We start from the raw sequence: 16225 nt of genomic DNA, 5'->3' as shown, positions 1-16225 counted from the left end.
AAACCCAGGGAGTGCCGCCGTGGCCAACATCCTCGTCATGATTCCGTCGGGCGAAGTCTATGATCACGACTGCGTACGTTGGTACAGCTACCAGGACATTCAGCGCAGCATCAACCACTACCACAACATCGGCGACGCTTTCGTCTTCGACTCCTCATTGAAGCTGCTGACCTACGACAAGCTGGATGTGCTGGAGATCCGCGAGTTCCGCCAGGAGGTCGTCGACCGGATCAACGCGGAATACGACTATGTCTTCCTGCGCGGCAGCAACTACATCCACGATTCGATGGACTGGCCGGCGGCGACCATCCAGGTGCTGGCGAAGCTGCGCATTCCCGTCATCGCCTTCGGCGTCGGCGCCCAGGCGCCGGCCACCGGCAAGCTGACGCTGACCGAGGAAAGCAAGCGCATCTGGCGGATGATCGCCGACAGGTCGACTACGCTCGGCGTGCGCGGCACCTACACCGCCGAAGTGTTGTGGGACCTCGGCATCAAGAACACCCGTATCGTCGGCTGCCCGACCGCCTTCCGCAACCGCGACCCGGAACTGCGCATCGACCTGCCGGCGCTCGACAGCGTGCGGAAGGTCGGCATCACCATGCGCCGCGAGGTCTCCAAGCATTACTCGCCGGACGTGCGGAAATATCTGGAGCGCCACCGCGACTTCGTGAAGGACATCTCCCGCCGCTTCGACACCGTGCTGATGATGCAGGGCGAGGTGGAGGAGAAGAAGCTGCTGTGGGGTACCGAGGAGCAGAAGGCGGAGGCCTGGGCGCACCTGCATGACAGCGCTTGGCTGAAGCAATGGTATTTCGATGACGAGATGGACGACCTGTACCGTGAGCGCCTGTGGTATTCGGATGTCGTTGCCGATTACGAGAACCTTGTGCGGTCGAAGGATCTCGTGCTGGGATATCGCCTGCACGGCAATCTGATGGCACTGTCGAACGCCACGCCGTCCGTTTACTTCAGCTATGACAGCCGCACGGCGGAGTTCGCCGAGACCTTCGCGATCCCCTGCTACAACGTCTATTCGGACAAGCCTTTCGTCCTTGAGGAATATTGGGACCAGAGCCTGTTCGAGAAGTTCAACCGCACCTACTACCAGCGCTATCGCGATATGCGGGAATTCCTGGACGAGAACTACGTCCCCCACCGCATGCCAAGCCAGACCCTGCGCCGTGCCACCGACCGCAAGGCTGCGTAAGCGACGACGCCCTCTCTCCAGCGACCGGAAGCCGTTCCCATGTCCGCCACTGCCAAGATCGTCGAGCTTCGCGACTCCACCCCCGTGGTCGACCCCCTCGAAGCTCCGCAGGTGGCCGCCATCGTCGGTCATATCGACGCCTTGCAAGGGGGCCGCGTTTTCGGCTGGGCTTGGGACGGCAACCATCCGGCCGATCGGCTCGAAGTGGAACTGCGGCTGGAACGGGACGGCGGACCGCCGGAAATCCTGGCACGGGTGGCTGCCGACCGGCCGCGGCCCGATCTGGCGGGCGGTGGCATCGGTGACGGAGCCCATGCCTTCGAGGCGGAGGTGATCCTGCCGGAGGGTGCCGATCCGTCGCAGGTGGTGGCGGTCGTGCGGTCGCCCTCCACCGGCGAGACGACGACCTTTGCCCAGCCCAATCCGGAGGACCAGCGGCTCGATCGCCTCCTGGGGCCGCATCTGCAACGGATCGGCGAGCGGATCGACGCGTTGCGTCGCGACCACCGCCAGCTTGCCGCCGCTCAGCAAACCATCGGCCGCCTGTTGCGCGATGCGGGGGAGGGGGTGACGGCGCTGCGGGCCGATGCCTCCCGCCTGGAAACGGCGCAAGGCGAGCGGTCCGACACTCTTGCCGAGGCTCTACGCGAGCTGACCGAGCGGGTCGGTGGGCTGGAGGTGTTCCTGATGCGGATGGACCAGAGCCTGCGTGGACTGGACAGCGCATCGGCGGAGAAGGGCGGCAGTACCGGATGGTCGCCGTTGCTGACCGTGCTGGGATCGACGGCCGGCGCCTTTCTGGCGGTGCTGGTCGGCTGGCTGGTGCTGCACTGACCGGGAAGGTTCCGCTAGACTGAAGGGTAGGCAACTGTGGGGGACCCGGCGGTGTTCACCCTCTGCGGCCCTGACGGTCCCTCCGATCGGGGGCCATGCGGTGCGATAGAGCGGAGCCTGCCCTTATGCTTGACGGAGTTCCCGTCGTCGAACCGACCCCCGACATGCCGCCGCCAATCCCGGCGTCGTCCCCATCCATCCTGTCCGTCCAGAGCGAGGGAGAACTTGCCGTTCGGTTGACGGCACTCGCCCGCCGGCCGGGCGGCGTCCTGTTGCTCGTGCGCAGCGATGCGCGCGCCACCCGGCTGGCGCGGCTGGCAAGCGACCTGTCCCCGGACATCGACGTCGTTCTGTTGCCGGTCGACGAGACGGCGGCGGGCGACCGCGCCGCGCCGTCTCGTGCCGTGCTGGGGCGCCGCGCCGCCGGTCTGATGCGCCTTGCCGAAGGAGGAGAGCCGGCTGGAGGGCGACTGGTGGTGGCCTCGGCCGATCTCGCCTTGCAGAGGTTGCCGCCGCCGCGGGCCTGGGTGGGTGGTCAGTTCCGTCTCAGCCGTGGCATGGCCTATGATGAGGCGGGGTGGCGCGGTTGGTTTGCCCGCACCGGCTATGTGCTGGACGATCGGGTGGACGAGCCCGGCGAGGCTGCGATCCGCGGCGCCGTGGTGGAGGTCTTTCCCGGTCATTGTGACCGCCCGGTCCGTTGCGACATAGCCGACGGGGTGGTGCGCGACCTGCGCCTCTACGATCCGGTGTCCCAGCGTTCGGTGAAGTCGATCGACGAGCTTACGCTGGGTCCGGTCAGCGAGCTGATCCTCGGGCCGGCGATGCTCGACCGCCTCGCCGCCGGCCTTGCGGGATTGGGGTATTCCCTGCCGGACGGTCTGCGGCGGGAATTGCAGGAAGGTCGGCGTCCCTACGGCTTCGATCTTCAACTTCCCAATGTCTTCGACGACTGTCCGCTGCTGCTGGACCTGCTGCCTGATGCGCTGGTCGTGCTGGACGCCGGCGCGCACGACCGCATCGAGGCGCGGTCCGACGATCTGGCGGAGGCCGGGCTGGACCGGCGGCTCCGGCGCGACGATCCCCGTCTCTTGCCGATTCCGCCGCTGGAACGCCGGCTGATCGACGCCGACGCGTTGGAAGACAGGCTCGCCGCCCGCGATCTGTGGACGGTGGAGGTGGGCGCCGGCCATGCCGTGGAACCGGTGCGGACGGAACGCGCGCTGCTGCGCCGGGTGGCGGCTGTGCTTGAGAACCACGGCTCAGTCCTGCTTGCGGCCCGCCCCGGCGAGGCCGATCGGCTGGCCGAGCGGGTGTCGGTGGCCTTGGGCCGTCCAGTGCGTCGGCTGGAGCGCTGGCCAGATCCACTTCTGGCAGCCGGCGATTGTGCCGTGCTGACGCTTCGGACGGCGGACGGCTTTCTCTGCGACGGCATGACCGTCCTTGTGGCGCCGCGCCATGCCGGGGAGCACCGCGGGGAAGTGCGGAGCAGACCTCCGCTGGCCCCGTCGGAGCTGTCGACCGGCGACTTCGTCGTGCATCTGGACTATGGCATCGGCCGGCTGATCGGGCTGGAAACCATCACGTCCGGCGATGGCGACGGAGAGGATTCAACCGCCGACTTCTTGGTTCTGGAATATGCCCATGACGACCGTCTGCTGGTGCCGACCGCCGATTTCGACCGGTTGTGGCGCCATGGCTCGGCCGACACCGGTGCCAGGCTCGACAGCCTGAAGAACACCCATTGGCTGGAACGCCGCGCCGTGCTGGAGGCCGAGATCGGCGAGACCGCCAAGGGCATCCTGCGTGAAGCTCGCCGCCGAGCGCGGGAGGTTGCGCCGATCATCGATCCGCCGGCCGACCGCATGCGCCGCTTCGCCGCGCGCTTCGGCTTCGATCCGACCGAAGGGCAGCGCCACGCCGTCCAGGCTGTTCTCGATGCCATGCGCCAGGGCCGTCCGATGGATCATCTGGTCTGCGCCGATGTCGGATATGGCAAGACCGAGGTCGCCCTGCGCGCTGCGGCGGCGGTCGCATTCTCAGGGCATCAGGTGGCGGTGATGGCCCCGACCTCCGTCCTTGCCCGCCAGCATGTGGAGGTATTCCGCCGCCGCTTCGCCGGCTTCGGCGTGAGGGTCGAACCGCTGAGCGGTGCCATGACCAAGGCGGATGGCGACCGTGTGCGCGCCGGGCTGACCGACGGATCGGTGCACATCGTCGTCGGCACCCATGCCCTGCTGTCCAAGGAGGTCCGGTTCCAGCATCTGGGCCTGATGGTGATGGACGAGGAACAGCGCTTCGGTGCGGCGCAGAAGCAGGCGCTGAAGGGGCGGAAAAAGGGCTTCCACAGTCTGGCGCTCAGCGCCACGCCGATCCCGAGTACCCTCCAAGGCGCGCTGGCCGGCCTGCGTGGCCTCAGCATCATCGATACCCCGCCGGCCCGCCGCAGGCCGGTGCGCACTGCCGTCACCCCGCGCGATCCCGCCACCGCCCGCGCCGCCCTGCTGCGTGAGCTGGGGCGCGGCGGGCAGGCATTCTGCGTCACCCCTCGCATTGCCGATCTGGCGGAGCTGGAGGTCTGGATCCGGGATCTGGTGCCGTCGGCCCGCATCGCGGTGGCGCATGGCCGGCTGGGGGCGGGGGCGCTGGACGATGCGGTGATGGGCTTCGTCGACGGTGAGAGCGACATCCTGCTGGCAACGCCGATCATCGAATCCGGCATCGACATCCCGCATGCCAACACGCTGCTGCTGTTCCGTCCCGACCTGTTCGGGCTTGGGCAGCTGCACCAGCTGCGCGGCCGGGTCGGGCGTGGGGCGGTGCAGGGCTACGCCTATCTGCTCACCGACCCCGACCACCCGCTGGAGGAGCGGGCGGCCCGCCGGCTCGGCTCGCTGGAGGTGATCGAAAGCCTGGGCGGCGGCTTCGTCTTGAGCATGCTCGACCTCGACCAGCGGGGGGCCGGCGACCTACTGGGCGAGGACCAGAACGGCCATCTGCGCGCGGTGGGGACTGAACTCTATCAGCGCATCCTCGCCGACGCCCTGCGGGCACTGCGCCGCCAGCCGGACGAACGATGGGATCCGGAGGTGACGGTCGCGGTGCCGTACAGCATCCCGTCCGCCTACATCCCGGAGGAGGAGCTGCGCATCGGTCTGCATCGCCGGATCGCCCGCGCCCGCGAGGCCGGCGAGTTGGACGCCCTGCGCGAGGAGGTCGAGGACCGTTTCGGCCCGCTGCCGGACCCGGTGGAGCGACTGCTGGGCATCGCCGAGCTGCGCTGCCGCTGCCGTGTGTTGGGGGTTGCCTCGCTCGGCTGCGGTCCGGCAGGTGTGGCGATCACCTTGCGCGGCGAGCGCGCGGCGGCCAGGGCGGCGACGCTGGCGAAACGGTTGAAAGCTTTTCTGCGGGCTCAGGACGACCGTTTGTCCGCCGCGCTGGAGGCGCCGAACGCCGATGGCCGGCTGGCGAATGCAGCCTGCCTGCTCGATTGCGTCGAGGCGATCGTCCGCAAGGCGCAGCGGCGCAAGCGGAAATAGGCCTTTTCAGCCTCGGACGCGCGCGATGACCCGCGGCAGGATGGCGGTCAGCGCCAGGGCGTCGAAGCAATGGTCCAGATGCGCTGATCGCAGCCGCGCGCGGTGGTCGGCGTCGGTGGACAGGGCGGAGAGCAGGCGCAATGCGTCGTCCTCGCCGGTGAAGGTCAGTGCATCCTCGCAAGCGCCGAACAACTGGGCGGTGTCGGCGTGGCGCCAGCTGACCAGCAGACCGTTCCGCTTGACGATCTCCAGGGTCCTCGGAAAGATCGCCGTGTCGTAGGCGAGGCTGCCGAAATCCAGACAGGCGGCGGCCGAGTGATAGGCATTGCGCGGCGCCGCCGACACCGGGCCGGCGTCGAGGCCGAACCGCTCCCAGCCGTTGCCCCACAGCGCGAATCCCTCGCCCAGGCCATGGCGCAGGGCGATGGCGAAACGGCGGCGGTTCTCCACCGCAAAGGCGATGGTAAAGGCGCGGTTGAATTCCAGTGTCCATGCCGGGTCAACCGAGTGACCCGCCAGTCCGCATTTGTCCATCGCCTGTACCCGATGAAGCGCCGGCTGTTCCATCATGGTCGCGGCGACCGCCTCCGCATCGCGCTGGATGGCTGGAGAAACCGGCTCGCGTCCGGATTCGAGATGATCCGGCCAACCCTGTCCCAGATAGAGGACGCGATCGCGTGCCGACGTTTCGGCCATGTGGTCGGACGGTCCCTTCATTGCGGCATAGGGGTGGCGTTGCAGACCGGGCGTGTCCGGTGCCATCCAGCGCTTGTAGAGATCGACCGAGTCGTCCGCCGCCGGGGCGGTGCAGATCCAGCGATGGACGCCCAGCGGCTCGTGGAAGACCCGGCTCAGCCCCAGACGGACGGCCTGCTCGGCCGAGCCCCGGCACATGCACCACATTGAAACGCTGTTGTCGGCCATCCAGCGATCGGCAGCGCGGATCTGTTCCGCCGTACCGGCGCCGATCTCTTCCAGCGGATGCTTCAGGCAGATGTGGACGATGGCCGGCCCCTTGCCCGGCTGGCCGCCGAACTGTGCGATATAGCCACGCAGCATCTCAACCGTCGGCCTGGGGATCTCGAACAGGTTCAGCACGAACAGGGCGTCGATGCGCCGGTCGAGCACGTCCTGCGAGATGTCGGGCAGTGCCAGCACCGACTCATGACCCAGATCGACCAGAGCCGCCTGGATCGACCACAGGATTTCCGACGTCCCCTGTCCGCAAAGCAGGAAGCGCATGCTCTACCTCCGCTTGGCGAACAAGCTGGCCGCCTCGGCCATATAGGCGAAGAGTTGGCCGTTGTCGGCGCCTTCCCGCTCCACCGTCGCGATGCGGTCGCGGGCCTCCTGCCGGGCGTCGGCCAGCAGGGTGGGGTCATCCGCCAGGGCGACGGCGCGCGCGACGAAGGCCGCCTCATCGGCAACCAGGAAGGACGGGCCGGCCACGCTGGCGACGTCGCCGCCGTCGAAGGACAGCACCGGCACGCCGCCGGCCATCGCCTGTGCCGCTCCCGCCCCACCGCCGGTTCGGCGTGGGTTCACGAACAGATCGCAGACCGACATCAGCGCTTCCATGCGGTCGACATGGCCCAGGCTGCGCAGCCGTCCGGCATGGCGGTCGGTGGCCAGCCGGCCGGGCAGGCTCTCCACCCCGCCGGCGAACAGCACCAGCGCCTGCGGGATCGCGTCCAGAATCCGACCCAGCAGGCACAGGAACGCCCCATCGGTCTCCGCGTCCAGGCGGTTGCCGACGACGACGCAGACGAATTCGGCTTCCTGCAAGGCGAACTCCGCCCGTGTCGCCGTCTCGCCGGTGCGGCGTAGCGACAGCCCGAAGCGCGAGGGGCGCCAGGACCGCGCCAGCCGCCCATTCCCCGCCGGCGGTGCGTGGCCGCCGAAATCCAGAACGATGTCGGCGAGCGAGATGATCTGCCCGCTGGTGGTGGGAACGCACATCACCGGATGCGCGCTTTCCAGCAGATCGGCGACGATCACCGAACCACCGAAGGCGATCACCAGATCGGGGTCGAACGCCGCCACCGCCGACAGGAAGCCGGACAGCTTGTCGGCGGTGACGCCGGGTGCTGTGGAGGACAGCATGCGGATGCGCTCGCCGCCGCAGCGGATCGTCTGCTCTCCCGACAGCCTGTCTTCGACCGCGGCGGCGAAGGGGGGAACGAAGGGGCTGTAATAGCGGTCCGGCATCATGTTGGTGTTCAGCACCAGCACCGTCCGGCCAAGATCGCGCTGGAGCCGCACCGCCAGCAGCAGCAGGTCGCGCGACGGCTGGTGTTCGGCCGACAGGAACTGGTTGGTGACGATCACTACCCGTCCTGTGTCGGGCTGTCCCGCCTTTCTCCCGACCGGCGCCAGTCCAAGCCGCGCCGCCATCTGCCGCAGGAACCGCTCATAGAAGGGGAACAGGCGTTCGACGACGAAATCGGGCACGGAGCCCATGTCCATGCGCATCAGGAACAGCTGGCGTTGCATCGACCAGTAGATCTGGTTGATTCCATCCAGCGGCGCCAGGTCCAGCACATTGTCCAGCATGTCAAGGATGTGCAGATAGCGGCGCAGATCGCCGGACACGTAGGCCAGCGCCGATTCCCGCAGGATGGGGTCCAGGCCGGCGGTCACACCGTCCAACCGCGCCATCGCTGCCGCATCCTGCCCCAGCCCGGCCGTCCTTGCGGTTTCGCAGCCGTCCGAAATCGCCCTCAGCGCCTCTCCTGTTCCGGCCGGACCCAGCAGCCGGTCAATCAGGTCGGTCAGCACAGTGGCGTGTAAGTCGGAGGCTTGCATGGTTCGAACGGTCCGGTTTGGCGCCGGCTTGGTGTAGTGACCGCCGGCGGCGCCTCGACGGGGCGGGACTGGGCCAGCATCCGCATCAACCGATAGGAGCGATCCCGTCGGCTGTCAATCGATCAACCCGTGCCGGCTTCCACCGGCCACCACCGTTTCCAGTGCGCCTCGTATCGGCGGCGTTCGCGGGCTGCCGAGGAATCGCTGCCGGCGGCGAAGGTCCAATAGCCGATCTGGAACGCGATGTAGCACGGCAGGCAGAAGGCCAGCAGCCGGCGGTCGAATGGCGCCGCCTCCTCGACCGCCCGGTACAGCATCTCCGCCCATTCATCCGTCAGGTCGAACTCCACAATTCCGCCGGCCACGTCCCAGGCGATGTCCTGGCAGCCGATCAGGTCATGGGCGGCGGCATGGTCCAGCGCATCGGTCTTCATAAGGCGCCCGTCGGGAAGCCGCAGCCATTCCCAGCGGTGCAGCCGGTTGTCGGTGACGACCCGGTGCATATCCGCTTCCAAGTCGGCCAGTTGGTCAGCCGTCCAGCCATCCAGCACCCTCGTCGCTTTCTCCCCCAGCGCCTCGCCAATGTTGGTGCGCGCCATGGTCAGCAGGTCGGGCAGGGTGGCGCCCGACCCCGGCTGTGCCGGAAAGCTTCGTGCGCGGAAAGCCAGATAATGGGCAAGCCGATCCACGGCGTCGGGCGTCACCTGCGTCATTGCCTGTCCTCCGTCCAGCCAGCGTTCCGCGATGATGCCATGGCGCAGGGCGAGCGGCTCCGTGGTGAAGCCGGCGGCATGCAGGACGCGCGCCCGGTGCAGAGCGTTCACTCCAATGCGACCCAACCCGGCGAATTTCAGCAGCCATGATCCGGTGCCGGAGCGCAGCAGGAATTTGCGGCGCTCCTGCTGCGGATTGGCCGGCAGCCCACCGCCCGCACCGCACAGCCGCCGCCATCTCCCACCTGACAAATCCTCCAGCGGAGCGGACGGTGGCCCGGGTATGTCTGCAAACCAGCGCTCCAACGGTGGAAACGGCCGCTCGCCGGACCGGAACAGTTCGTCGAAGCCGACCACCGGGCGCACCGCGTCCGCCCAGCGCCGCCGGTGCCGGTCGGAGGCTTGCGGGCCAAGTTCGCCATCATGGCCGGGCAGGAAGGCGATGTGGTCTGACGACACCCCGTTGTCCTCAAGCCAGTCGGCTACGGTGCCGAAGGAACTGCCCGACAGCCCCGGCCCCTCGTCCACGATCACATAGGTTGCCTGCGGATCGGCGAGCAGCATGCGGCTGAGCCGCTCCGATACCCGGATTTCCCGCTGGAACGGATGCCCGACCGGCCGCAAGCTGACCGGCGCTGGCGCGTTCAGCGCCACCGCCGCCATCGCCGCCAGTCCGGAGCCGATGCTGCGCAGGCCGATCATCACTGGCGATTTGGCGAAGCGCGGCGGTAGCCGCGCTGCCGCCTCCAGATACGCTTCGGGATAGAGGCTGTAGAAGGCATGGCCTTCCGCCCGGCGCATGACCACCGATTCGGGCAAGGGCAGGGCGGACAGCCCCTCCAAGGCATCGAGGAATTCCACAGCATCAGGCAAGCCGTCCGATGTTCCGGCTGATCGCCAGGAAACCGCCACGTGCCGGGCAAGCGCCATCACCACGTTCATGCCGGCATCCTGCAAAGCCGTGCGGTCATCCATGCCGGCGCTGTAAAACTCGCGATCGGCCAGCCCCTGCGCCAGTTCGGACGCTTCGATGAACAGCATCACCAGGGCGCCGTGCCGCTCCGGACCAGTCGCGGCAGGGTCGGCATCGGCAAAACCACGCCTCAGCCGGTCGATGCGGCGTCGGGGATCCTCGGAAACCTCCTGGTCACCATAGACCAGCATCGCCGCCGACCGCCGTCACCAGGTCGGGAAGAACAGCAGCAGCAGGGCCAGAACCGCGAAGATGCCCAGAATGCTCCACATGGCGGGGCGTCCCATGCCACGCGACGTGCCGGCTTTGGGGAGTTCGGTGCCCGGTTTCCAGAAAGGGCCAGCCATTGCGTTCGCTCCTGACAGTGTCGATCTGTCGGTAATCAACAGAGCGAAGCCGGTAAAGTTGCCGGCTCCGATCAGGCTCCCCCCTTCGGCCCAAGCTCGGCGACATACACCTGGTCATAGGGAGCGCCGGCATTCAGAGAACATTTTCCGCTTTACGACCAATGGGTTGATCGGCTTTTGCGAAATTCTCGCGGTAATCGGCGAAAAAACCACTTCCCAAGCGCACCGCCAATGGGCAAACTCTACACAAGAAATAGAAAAGTTGGCGCGGGTATCACGAAAAAAATCCGTGCAATTCAGGAGCCACCGAAGGAGACCCCTGACATGTCGCTTCGTCGCCTGACCCTTCTCGCCGCCGGCCTGACGCTGGCCTGGCTGGGCGTGGCCGCCGCCGATTCCAAGGACGCGCTGTTGAACGTGTCCTACGACCCCACCCGGGAATTCTATGTTGAGTTCAACAAGGCGTTTGCCAAGAAGTGGGAATCCGAAACCGGCCGTGCCCTGACTGTGCGCCAGTCGCACGGCGGCTCCGGCAAGCAGGCGCGATCGGTGATCGACGGGCTGGATGCCGACATCGTGACCCTGGCGCTGGGCTATGACATCGACGCCATTGCCGATGCCGGCCTACTGCCGAAGGACTGGCAGGGCCGCCTGCCGAACAACAGCTCGCCCTACACCTCCACCATCGTGTTTCTGGTGAAGAAGGGCAATCCGAAGGGGATCAAGGACTGGAACGATCTGGTGAAGCCGGGCGTTGAGGTCATCACCCCGAACCCGAAGACCTCGGGCGGCGCCCGCTGGAACTATCTGGCCGCCTGGGCCTATGCCCAGCAGGCCAACGGCGGCGACGAGACCAAGGCCAAGGAATTCGTGTCGCAGCTGTTGAAGAACGTCCCGGTTCTCGACAGCGGCGCCCGCGGCGCCACCGTGACCTTCACCCAGCGCGGGATCGGCGACGTCCTGCTGGCCTGGGAGAACGAGGCCTACCTGTCGCTGCAGGAATTCGGCGCCGACAAGTTCGAGATCGTGACGCCCAGCCTGTCGATCCTGGCCGAACCGCCGGTCGCCGTCGTCGACAAGGTCGTCGACCGCAAGGGAACCCGCAAGGTGGCGGAGGCTTATCTCCAGTTCCTCTACACCCGCGAAGGACAGGAGATCGCCGCCAAGAACTTCTACCGCCCGCGCAATCCGGAACTGGCGAGCCAGTATGCGGGACGCTTCGCCGATGTTAAGCTGGTCACCATCGACCAATTCGGGGGCTGGCGTGCCGCACAGGAGAAGCACTTCTCGGACGGTGGTGTCTTCGACCAGATCTTCCAGAAGGGGCGTTGACCCATGGTCGCCGCTGCCGACAGCGACAGCGCTCTGGCAGGAAAGGGGGGCGCGGTGACGGTCCGCGCCTCCGTTCCCCTCTTCCGGAAGCCCAGCGTCCTCCCCGGCTTCGGGCTGACGCTGGGCTTCACGCTCAGCTATCTCGGCTGCATCGTGCTGATCCCGCTGGCGGCCCTGATCGTCAGGTCCAGCGGCCTCGGCTGGAGCGGTTTCTGGTCGGCGGTGACGACGCCCCGGGTGCTCGCCGCCTTCGAGGTCAGCTTCGGGCTGTCCTTCGCCGCCGCGCTGACCAACGCGCTGTTCGGCTTCCTGGTCGCTTGGGTGCTGGTCCGCTACGACTTTCCCGGCAAGCGGCTGGTCGATGCGCTGGTCGATCTGCCCTTCGCCCTGCCCACCGCGGTGGCCGGCATCGCGCTCAGCGCGCTCTATGCACCCAACGGCTGGCTCGGCAAGCCGCTGGGCGAGCTGTTCGGCATAAAGGTCGCCTTCACGCCGCTCGGCATCGCCATCGCGCTGACCTTCATCGGCCTCCCCTTCGTCGTCCGCACCGTGCAGCCGATTCTTCAGGATCTGCCGCGCGAGGAGGAGGAGGCCGCTGCATCGCTGGGCGCCTCGCGTCTCCAGACCTTCGGCAGCGTCATCCTGCCGGCGATCCTGCCGGCCTTGGTCACCGGCTTTGCCCTGTCCTTCGCCCGCGGCGTCGGCGAATACGGCTCTGTCATCTTCATCGCCGGCAACATGCCCGGCCTGACGGAGATCCTGCCGCTGCTGATCGTCATCAAGCTGGAACAGTACGACTATGCCGGCGCTGCCGCGGTCGGCACGGCCATGCTGGCGGTGTCCTTCGTCATGCTCCTCATCCTCAACCTCCTTCAGCAGTGGATGAGGTCGCGCCATGCCCGCTGATACCAGCTTGACCGCCTCGGCCTCCGTCGCGGTTGCGCCGACCCGGTCGGCCCTGACCGAACCGGCCTGGGTGCGCATCCTCCTGATCGGTGGAGCCCTGCTGTTCCTGGCGCTGTTCCTGCTTCTCCCCCTGGTGGCGGTGTTCGCCGAGGCGCTGCGCCGCGGCTTCGGCGCCTATTGGGCGGCGCTGACCGAACCCGACGCGGTGGCCGCGATCGAGCTGACGCTGATCGTCGCCGCCATTTCGGTGCCGGCCAACCTGCTGTTCGGCGTCGCCGCCTCCTGGTGCGTCGCCAAGTTCGATTTCCGCGGCAAGAACCTGCTCATCACGCTGATCGACCTGCCGTTCTCGGTGTCGCCGGTGATCTCCGGCCTGATCTACGTGCTGCTGTTCGGCATGAACGGATTGTTCGGCACATACCTGCGCGACATGGGCGTGCAGATCATCTTCGCGGTGCCGGGTCTGGTGCTCGCCACCATCTTCGTCACCTTTCCCTTCGTGGCGCGCGAGCTGATCCCGCTGATGCAGGAACAGGGCTCCGACGAGGAGGAGGCGGCGTTGGTGCTGGGCGCGTCCGGCTGGCAGACCTTCTGGCGGGTCACCATTCCCAACATCAAATGGGGCCTGCTCTACGGCGTGCTGCTGTGCAATGCCCGCGCGATGGGCGAGTTCGGCGCCGTGTCGGTCGTCTCCGGCCATATCCGGGGCGAGACCAACACGATGCCGCTGCATGTCGAGATTCTCTACAACGAATACAATTTCGTCGCCGCCTTCGCGGTCGCCTCGCTCCTGGCCATGCTGGCCCTGGTCACGCTGGTCGTGAAGACCGCGCTGGAGTGGCGCTTCGGGGACGAGCTGGCGGCGTCCCGGCACTGATCGCCGGGCTCTGGAGAGGAAAACGGGACCAATGGCGATCCAGGTTTCAGGCATCACCAAGCGCTTCAACGATTTCACCGCCCTCGATTCCGTCGATCTGGAGGTGAAGTCGGGGGAGCTTCTGGCCCTGCTCGGCCCCTCCGGCTCGGGCAAGACCACGCTGCTGCGAATTATGGCCGGGCTGGAAAGCCCCGATGGCGGCGGCCTGCTGTTGAATGGGGAGGAGGCGCTGGGGCTGAAGCCGCGCGACCGGCAGGTCGGCTTCGTCTTCCAGCATTACGCCCTGTTCCGCCACATGACGGTGTTCGACAACGTCGCCTTCGGCCTGAAGGTTCGGCCGCGCGGCGAGCGTCCCGGCGCCGCTGAGATCAAGCGGCGGGTGACCGAGCTGCTCGAACTGGTGCAGCTCTCGCCCTTCGCCGGCCGCTATCCGGCGCAGTTGTCGGGCGGCCAGAGGCAGCGCGTGGCGCTGGCCCGCGCCCTGGCGATCGAGCCGAAGGTGCTTCTGCTAGACGAGCCCTTCGGCGCGCTCGACGCCAAGGTCCGCAAGGAGCTGCGGCGCTGGCTGCGCAAGCTGCATGACGACATCCACATCACCTCGGTCTTCGTCACCCACGACCAGGAGGAGGCGCTGGAACTGGCCGACCGCGTCGTGGTGATGAACCAGGGGCGGATCGAGCAGATCGGCACCCCGGCTGAGGTCTACGACCATCCGGCCTCCGCCTTCGTCTATGAATTCCTAGGTCAGGTGAACCGTTTCGACTGCACGGTGGAGGGGGGCATCGCCCGCGTCGGCGACGGCGCCCTGGCGATCCCGACCCAGGGCGGCGTGCAGGGGCCGGCGGTCGCCTATGTCAGGCCGCACGACCTCGGCGTGACCCCGGCCTCGGCCGGTCCGGCACGCATCTCCGGCATCCATGTCGTCGGGCCGGACGCTCGGATCGACATCGACCTCGCCGGCCTGACCCTGGAGGCCGAGATGGATCGCGAACGCCTCGCCACGCTCGGCATCGCCGCCGGTGACCGCTGCGCCATTCACATCGACCGGGCGCGGGTGTTCGCCCGCTGATCCTCGTCAGTTTGACGATTGCTGGTCAGCGAGCGTCCGGTAGTTGCCGTCGCGGTGGGCCTTCAGGCTGAGGTCCACCGCCGCGGCCTCGACCCCGGCGCTGCGCAGGACAAGGCCGGCCAGTTGCAGGCTGGCCTCCATGGTTTCCGGCACTATGGCGCTGGCGCCGGCACTCGCCAGGGCGGCGCTTTGCCCCAGATCATGGGCTCGGGCGATGATCGGCAGCGTCGGCGCCGTCGCATGGATCGCCTCGACGGCCCTGTGGGCGGCGTCCGGCCGGTTCAGCGTGATGACGGCGGCCCGCGCCCGTTCGATCCCGGCGGCACGCAGCACCGTGCCCTGGCTGGCGTCGCCGTAATAGACCGGAAGCCCGTCATGGCGGGCCGCGGCGATGCGCCGTGGCTCCAAATCCAGGGCCACATAGGCGATGTTGTGCTCGGTCAGCAGCTTGGCGACTGCCTTGCCGACACGGCCATAGCCGCAGATCAGCACATGGCTCTTCAAATCGCTTGTCTCGATGCCGAAGGCCTCGGCGCCCATCCGCGCTTCGATCAGTTGCGCAGTACGTTGCGCGAGCGCGCCGATGGCCGGCGTCACCGCCATGCTGAGCGCCACCGACGAGGACAGCAGCAGGCCGGTGTGGCCGTCCAGCACCGACAGCCCGACCGCCTTGCCGATCAGGACGAAGGCGAACTCGCCGCCCTGAGACAGCAGCAGTCCGATGCGTAGCGAGGTCGCAAACCCCAATCCTGACAGCCGGCAGAGCAGGAACAGCAACAGGCTTTTGCCGACCAGAAGCGCAGCTGTCAGTGCCGCGATGGTCCGGGCTTCCGCCGCCATTGCTGGCAGGTCGAGCGACATACCGACCGTCATGAAGAACAGGCCGAGCAGCAGGCCGCGGAAAGGCTCGATGTCGGCCTCTACCTGATGGCGATAGGCGGTATCGGCCAGTAGCATGCCGGCCAGAAAGGCACCCAGCGCCATCGACATGCCAGCCTCGGCCGTCAGCCAGCCGACAGCCAGGACGACGAACAGGTTGGTGGCGGTGAACAGCTCGGGATTGCCGGCGGACGCGATGAAGCGGTAAGCCGGCCGCACGACGAAGCGGCCGAGCAGCATGATGCCCAGGATCGCCGCCACCGCCTTCACCGCGGCGAGCGTCAGCGCCAGCGGAATGCTGGCGTCGGGATCGGCCAGCAGCGGCAGCAGGGTCAGCAACGGTACCACCGCCAGATCCTGGAAGATCAGAACCGCGACGGAAATCCGGCCGAAACGTGCGACCGTCTCCCCGCGCTCGACCAGCAGCTTCAGCACCGTGGCGGTGGAGGAGAAGGCCAGCATGCCGCCGACGATCAGCGCCGCTTCCGGCGACAGGCCGAGCCACCATGCGGCGAGGCCGATGGCCGCACTGGTCAGCCCGACCTGCATCAGCCCCAGCCCGAAGATGTAATGCCTCATCGCGCGCAGGCGCGAGACCGGCAGTTCCAGCCCGATGGCGAACAGCAGAAAGACGACGCCGAACTCCGACAGGACCTGCGGCACCGCCAGATCAACCACCGGCCCCGGCGTGTGCGGACCAAGCATCGCCCCCGCAACGAGATATCCCAGCACTGCCGGGATGCG

General features: G+C 67.6%; 12 protein-coding genes (1 of these 12 cut by a window edge). 7 read left to right on the top strand and 5 right to left on the bottom strand.

Annotation, left to right across the window (positions count from 1 at the left end):
• Positions 1-19 precede the first annotated feature (19 nt).
• The 3 genes from E6C72_RS13160 (at position 20) to E6C72_RS13150 (ending at position 5580) form a co-directional block, all read left to right on the top strand.
• Positions 20-1207, top strand: coding sequence for a polysaccharide pyruvyl transferase family protein (locus E6C72_RS13160; protein ID WP_109864927.1), 1188 nt, complete (start codon positions 20-22; stop codon positions 1205-1207).
• 39 nt (positions 1208-1246) lie between these two features.
• Complete coding sequence (locus E6C72_RS13155) at positions 1247-2041, top strand: hypothetical protein (RefSeq protein WP_109864928.1); 795 nt, start codon at positions 1247-1249, stop codon at positions 2039-2041.
• A 125-nt stretch (positions 2042-2166) separates the two neighbouring features.
• A complete protein-coding gene (locus tag E6C72_RS13150) occupies positions 2167-5580 on the top strand; it encodes a DEAD/DEAH box helicase (RefSeq protein ID WP_109864929.1) in 3414 nt (1137 codons plus the stop codon).
• 6 nt (positions 5581-5586) lie between these two features.
• Here E6C72_RS13150 and E6C72_RS13145 read toward each other — a convergent pair whose 3' ends face one another.
• The 4 genes from E6C72_RS13145 to E6C72_RS31770 form a co-directional block, all read right to left on the bottom strand.
• On the bottom strand, positions 5587-6822 hold the full coding sequence (locus E6C72_RS13145) for a hypothetical protein (protein WP_109864930.1): 1236 nt from the start codon (positions 6820-6822) through the stop codon (positions 5587-5589).
• A 3-nt stretch (positions 6823-6825) separates the two neighbouring features.
• Positions 6826-8385, bottom strand: a complete 1560-nt coding sequence (locus E6C72_RS13140; protein WP_109864931.1) for a glycosyltransferase — start codon at positions 8383-8385, stop codon at positions 6826-6828.
• 122 nt (positions 8386-8507) lie between these two features.
• Positions 8508-10262, bottom strand: coding sequence for a hypothetical protein (locus tag E6C72_RS13135; RefSeq protein WP_109864932.1), 1755 nt, complete (start codon positions 10260-10262; stop codon positions 8508-8510).
• Between the two features lie 15 nt (positions 10263-10277).
• Complete coding sequence (locus E6C72_RS31770; RefSeq protein WP_158280239.1) at positions 10278-10418, bottom strand: hypothetical protein; 141 nt, start codon at positions 10416-10418, stop codon at positions 10278-10280.
• A 324-nt stretch (positions 10419-10742) separates the two neighbouring features.
• Here E6C72_RS31770 and E6C72_RS13130 point away from each other — a divergent pair, with 324 nt between their 5' ends.
• From E6C72_RS13130 to E6C72_RS13115, 4 genes are read left to right on the top strand one after another with little or no spacing between them, the layout of a single operon-like run.
• Entirely contained in the window at positions 10743-11750 is a 1008-nt protein-coding gene (locus tag E6C72_RS13130; RefSeq protein ID WP_109864933.1) for a sulfate ABC transporter substrate-binding protein, read from the top strand.
• Between the two features lie 3 nt (positions 11751-11753).
• The gene (cysT, locus tag E6C72_RS13125; protein WP_109864934.1) at positions 11754-12656 is read left to right on the top strand and encodes a sulfate ABC transporter permease subunit CysT; all 903 of its coding nucleotides are present in this window, start codon (positions 11754-11756) and stop codon (positions 12654-12656) included.
• Positions 12646-13533, top strand: a complete 888-nt coding sequence (gene cysW, locus E6C72_RS13120) for a sulfate ABC transporter permease subunit CysW (RefSeq protein ID WP_109864935.1) — start codon at positions 12646-12648, stop codon at positions 13531-13533. Before cysT ends, cysW begins: the two co-directional genes overlap by 11 nt.
• A gap of 31 nt (positions 13534-13564) precedes the next feature.
• Entirely contained in the window at positions 13565-14602 is a 1038-nt protein-coding gene (locus E6C72_RS13115; RefSeq protein ID WP_109864936.1) for a sulfate/molybdate ABC transporter ATP-binding protein, read from the top strand.
• A gap of 6 nt (positions 14603-14608) precedes the next feature.
• Here E6C72_RS13115 and E6C72_RS13110 read toward each other — a convergent pair whose 3' ends face one another.
• Positions 14609-16225 carry the 3' portion of a monovalent cation:proton antiporter-2 (CPA2) family protein gene (locus tag E6C72_RS13110; RefSeq protein ID WP_109864937.1) on the bottom strand. Its footprint extends 81 nt past the window's final position, so the window shows 1617 of its 1698 coding nt (coding positions 82-1698); its start codon lies beyond the right edge, outside the window; its stop codon occupies positions 14609-14611.

The organism is Azospirillum sp. TSH100, assembly GCF_004923295.1.
GTDB lineage: Bacteria > Pseudomonadota > Alphaproteobacteria > Azospirillales > Azospirillaceae > Azospirillum.
The sequence above is the reverse complement of the archived record's forward strand: the minus strand, read 5'-3'. Positions and strand labels throughout refer to the sequence as shown.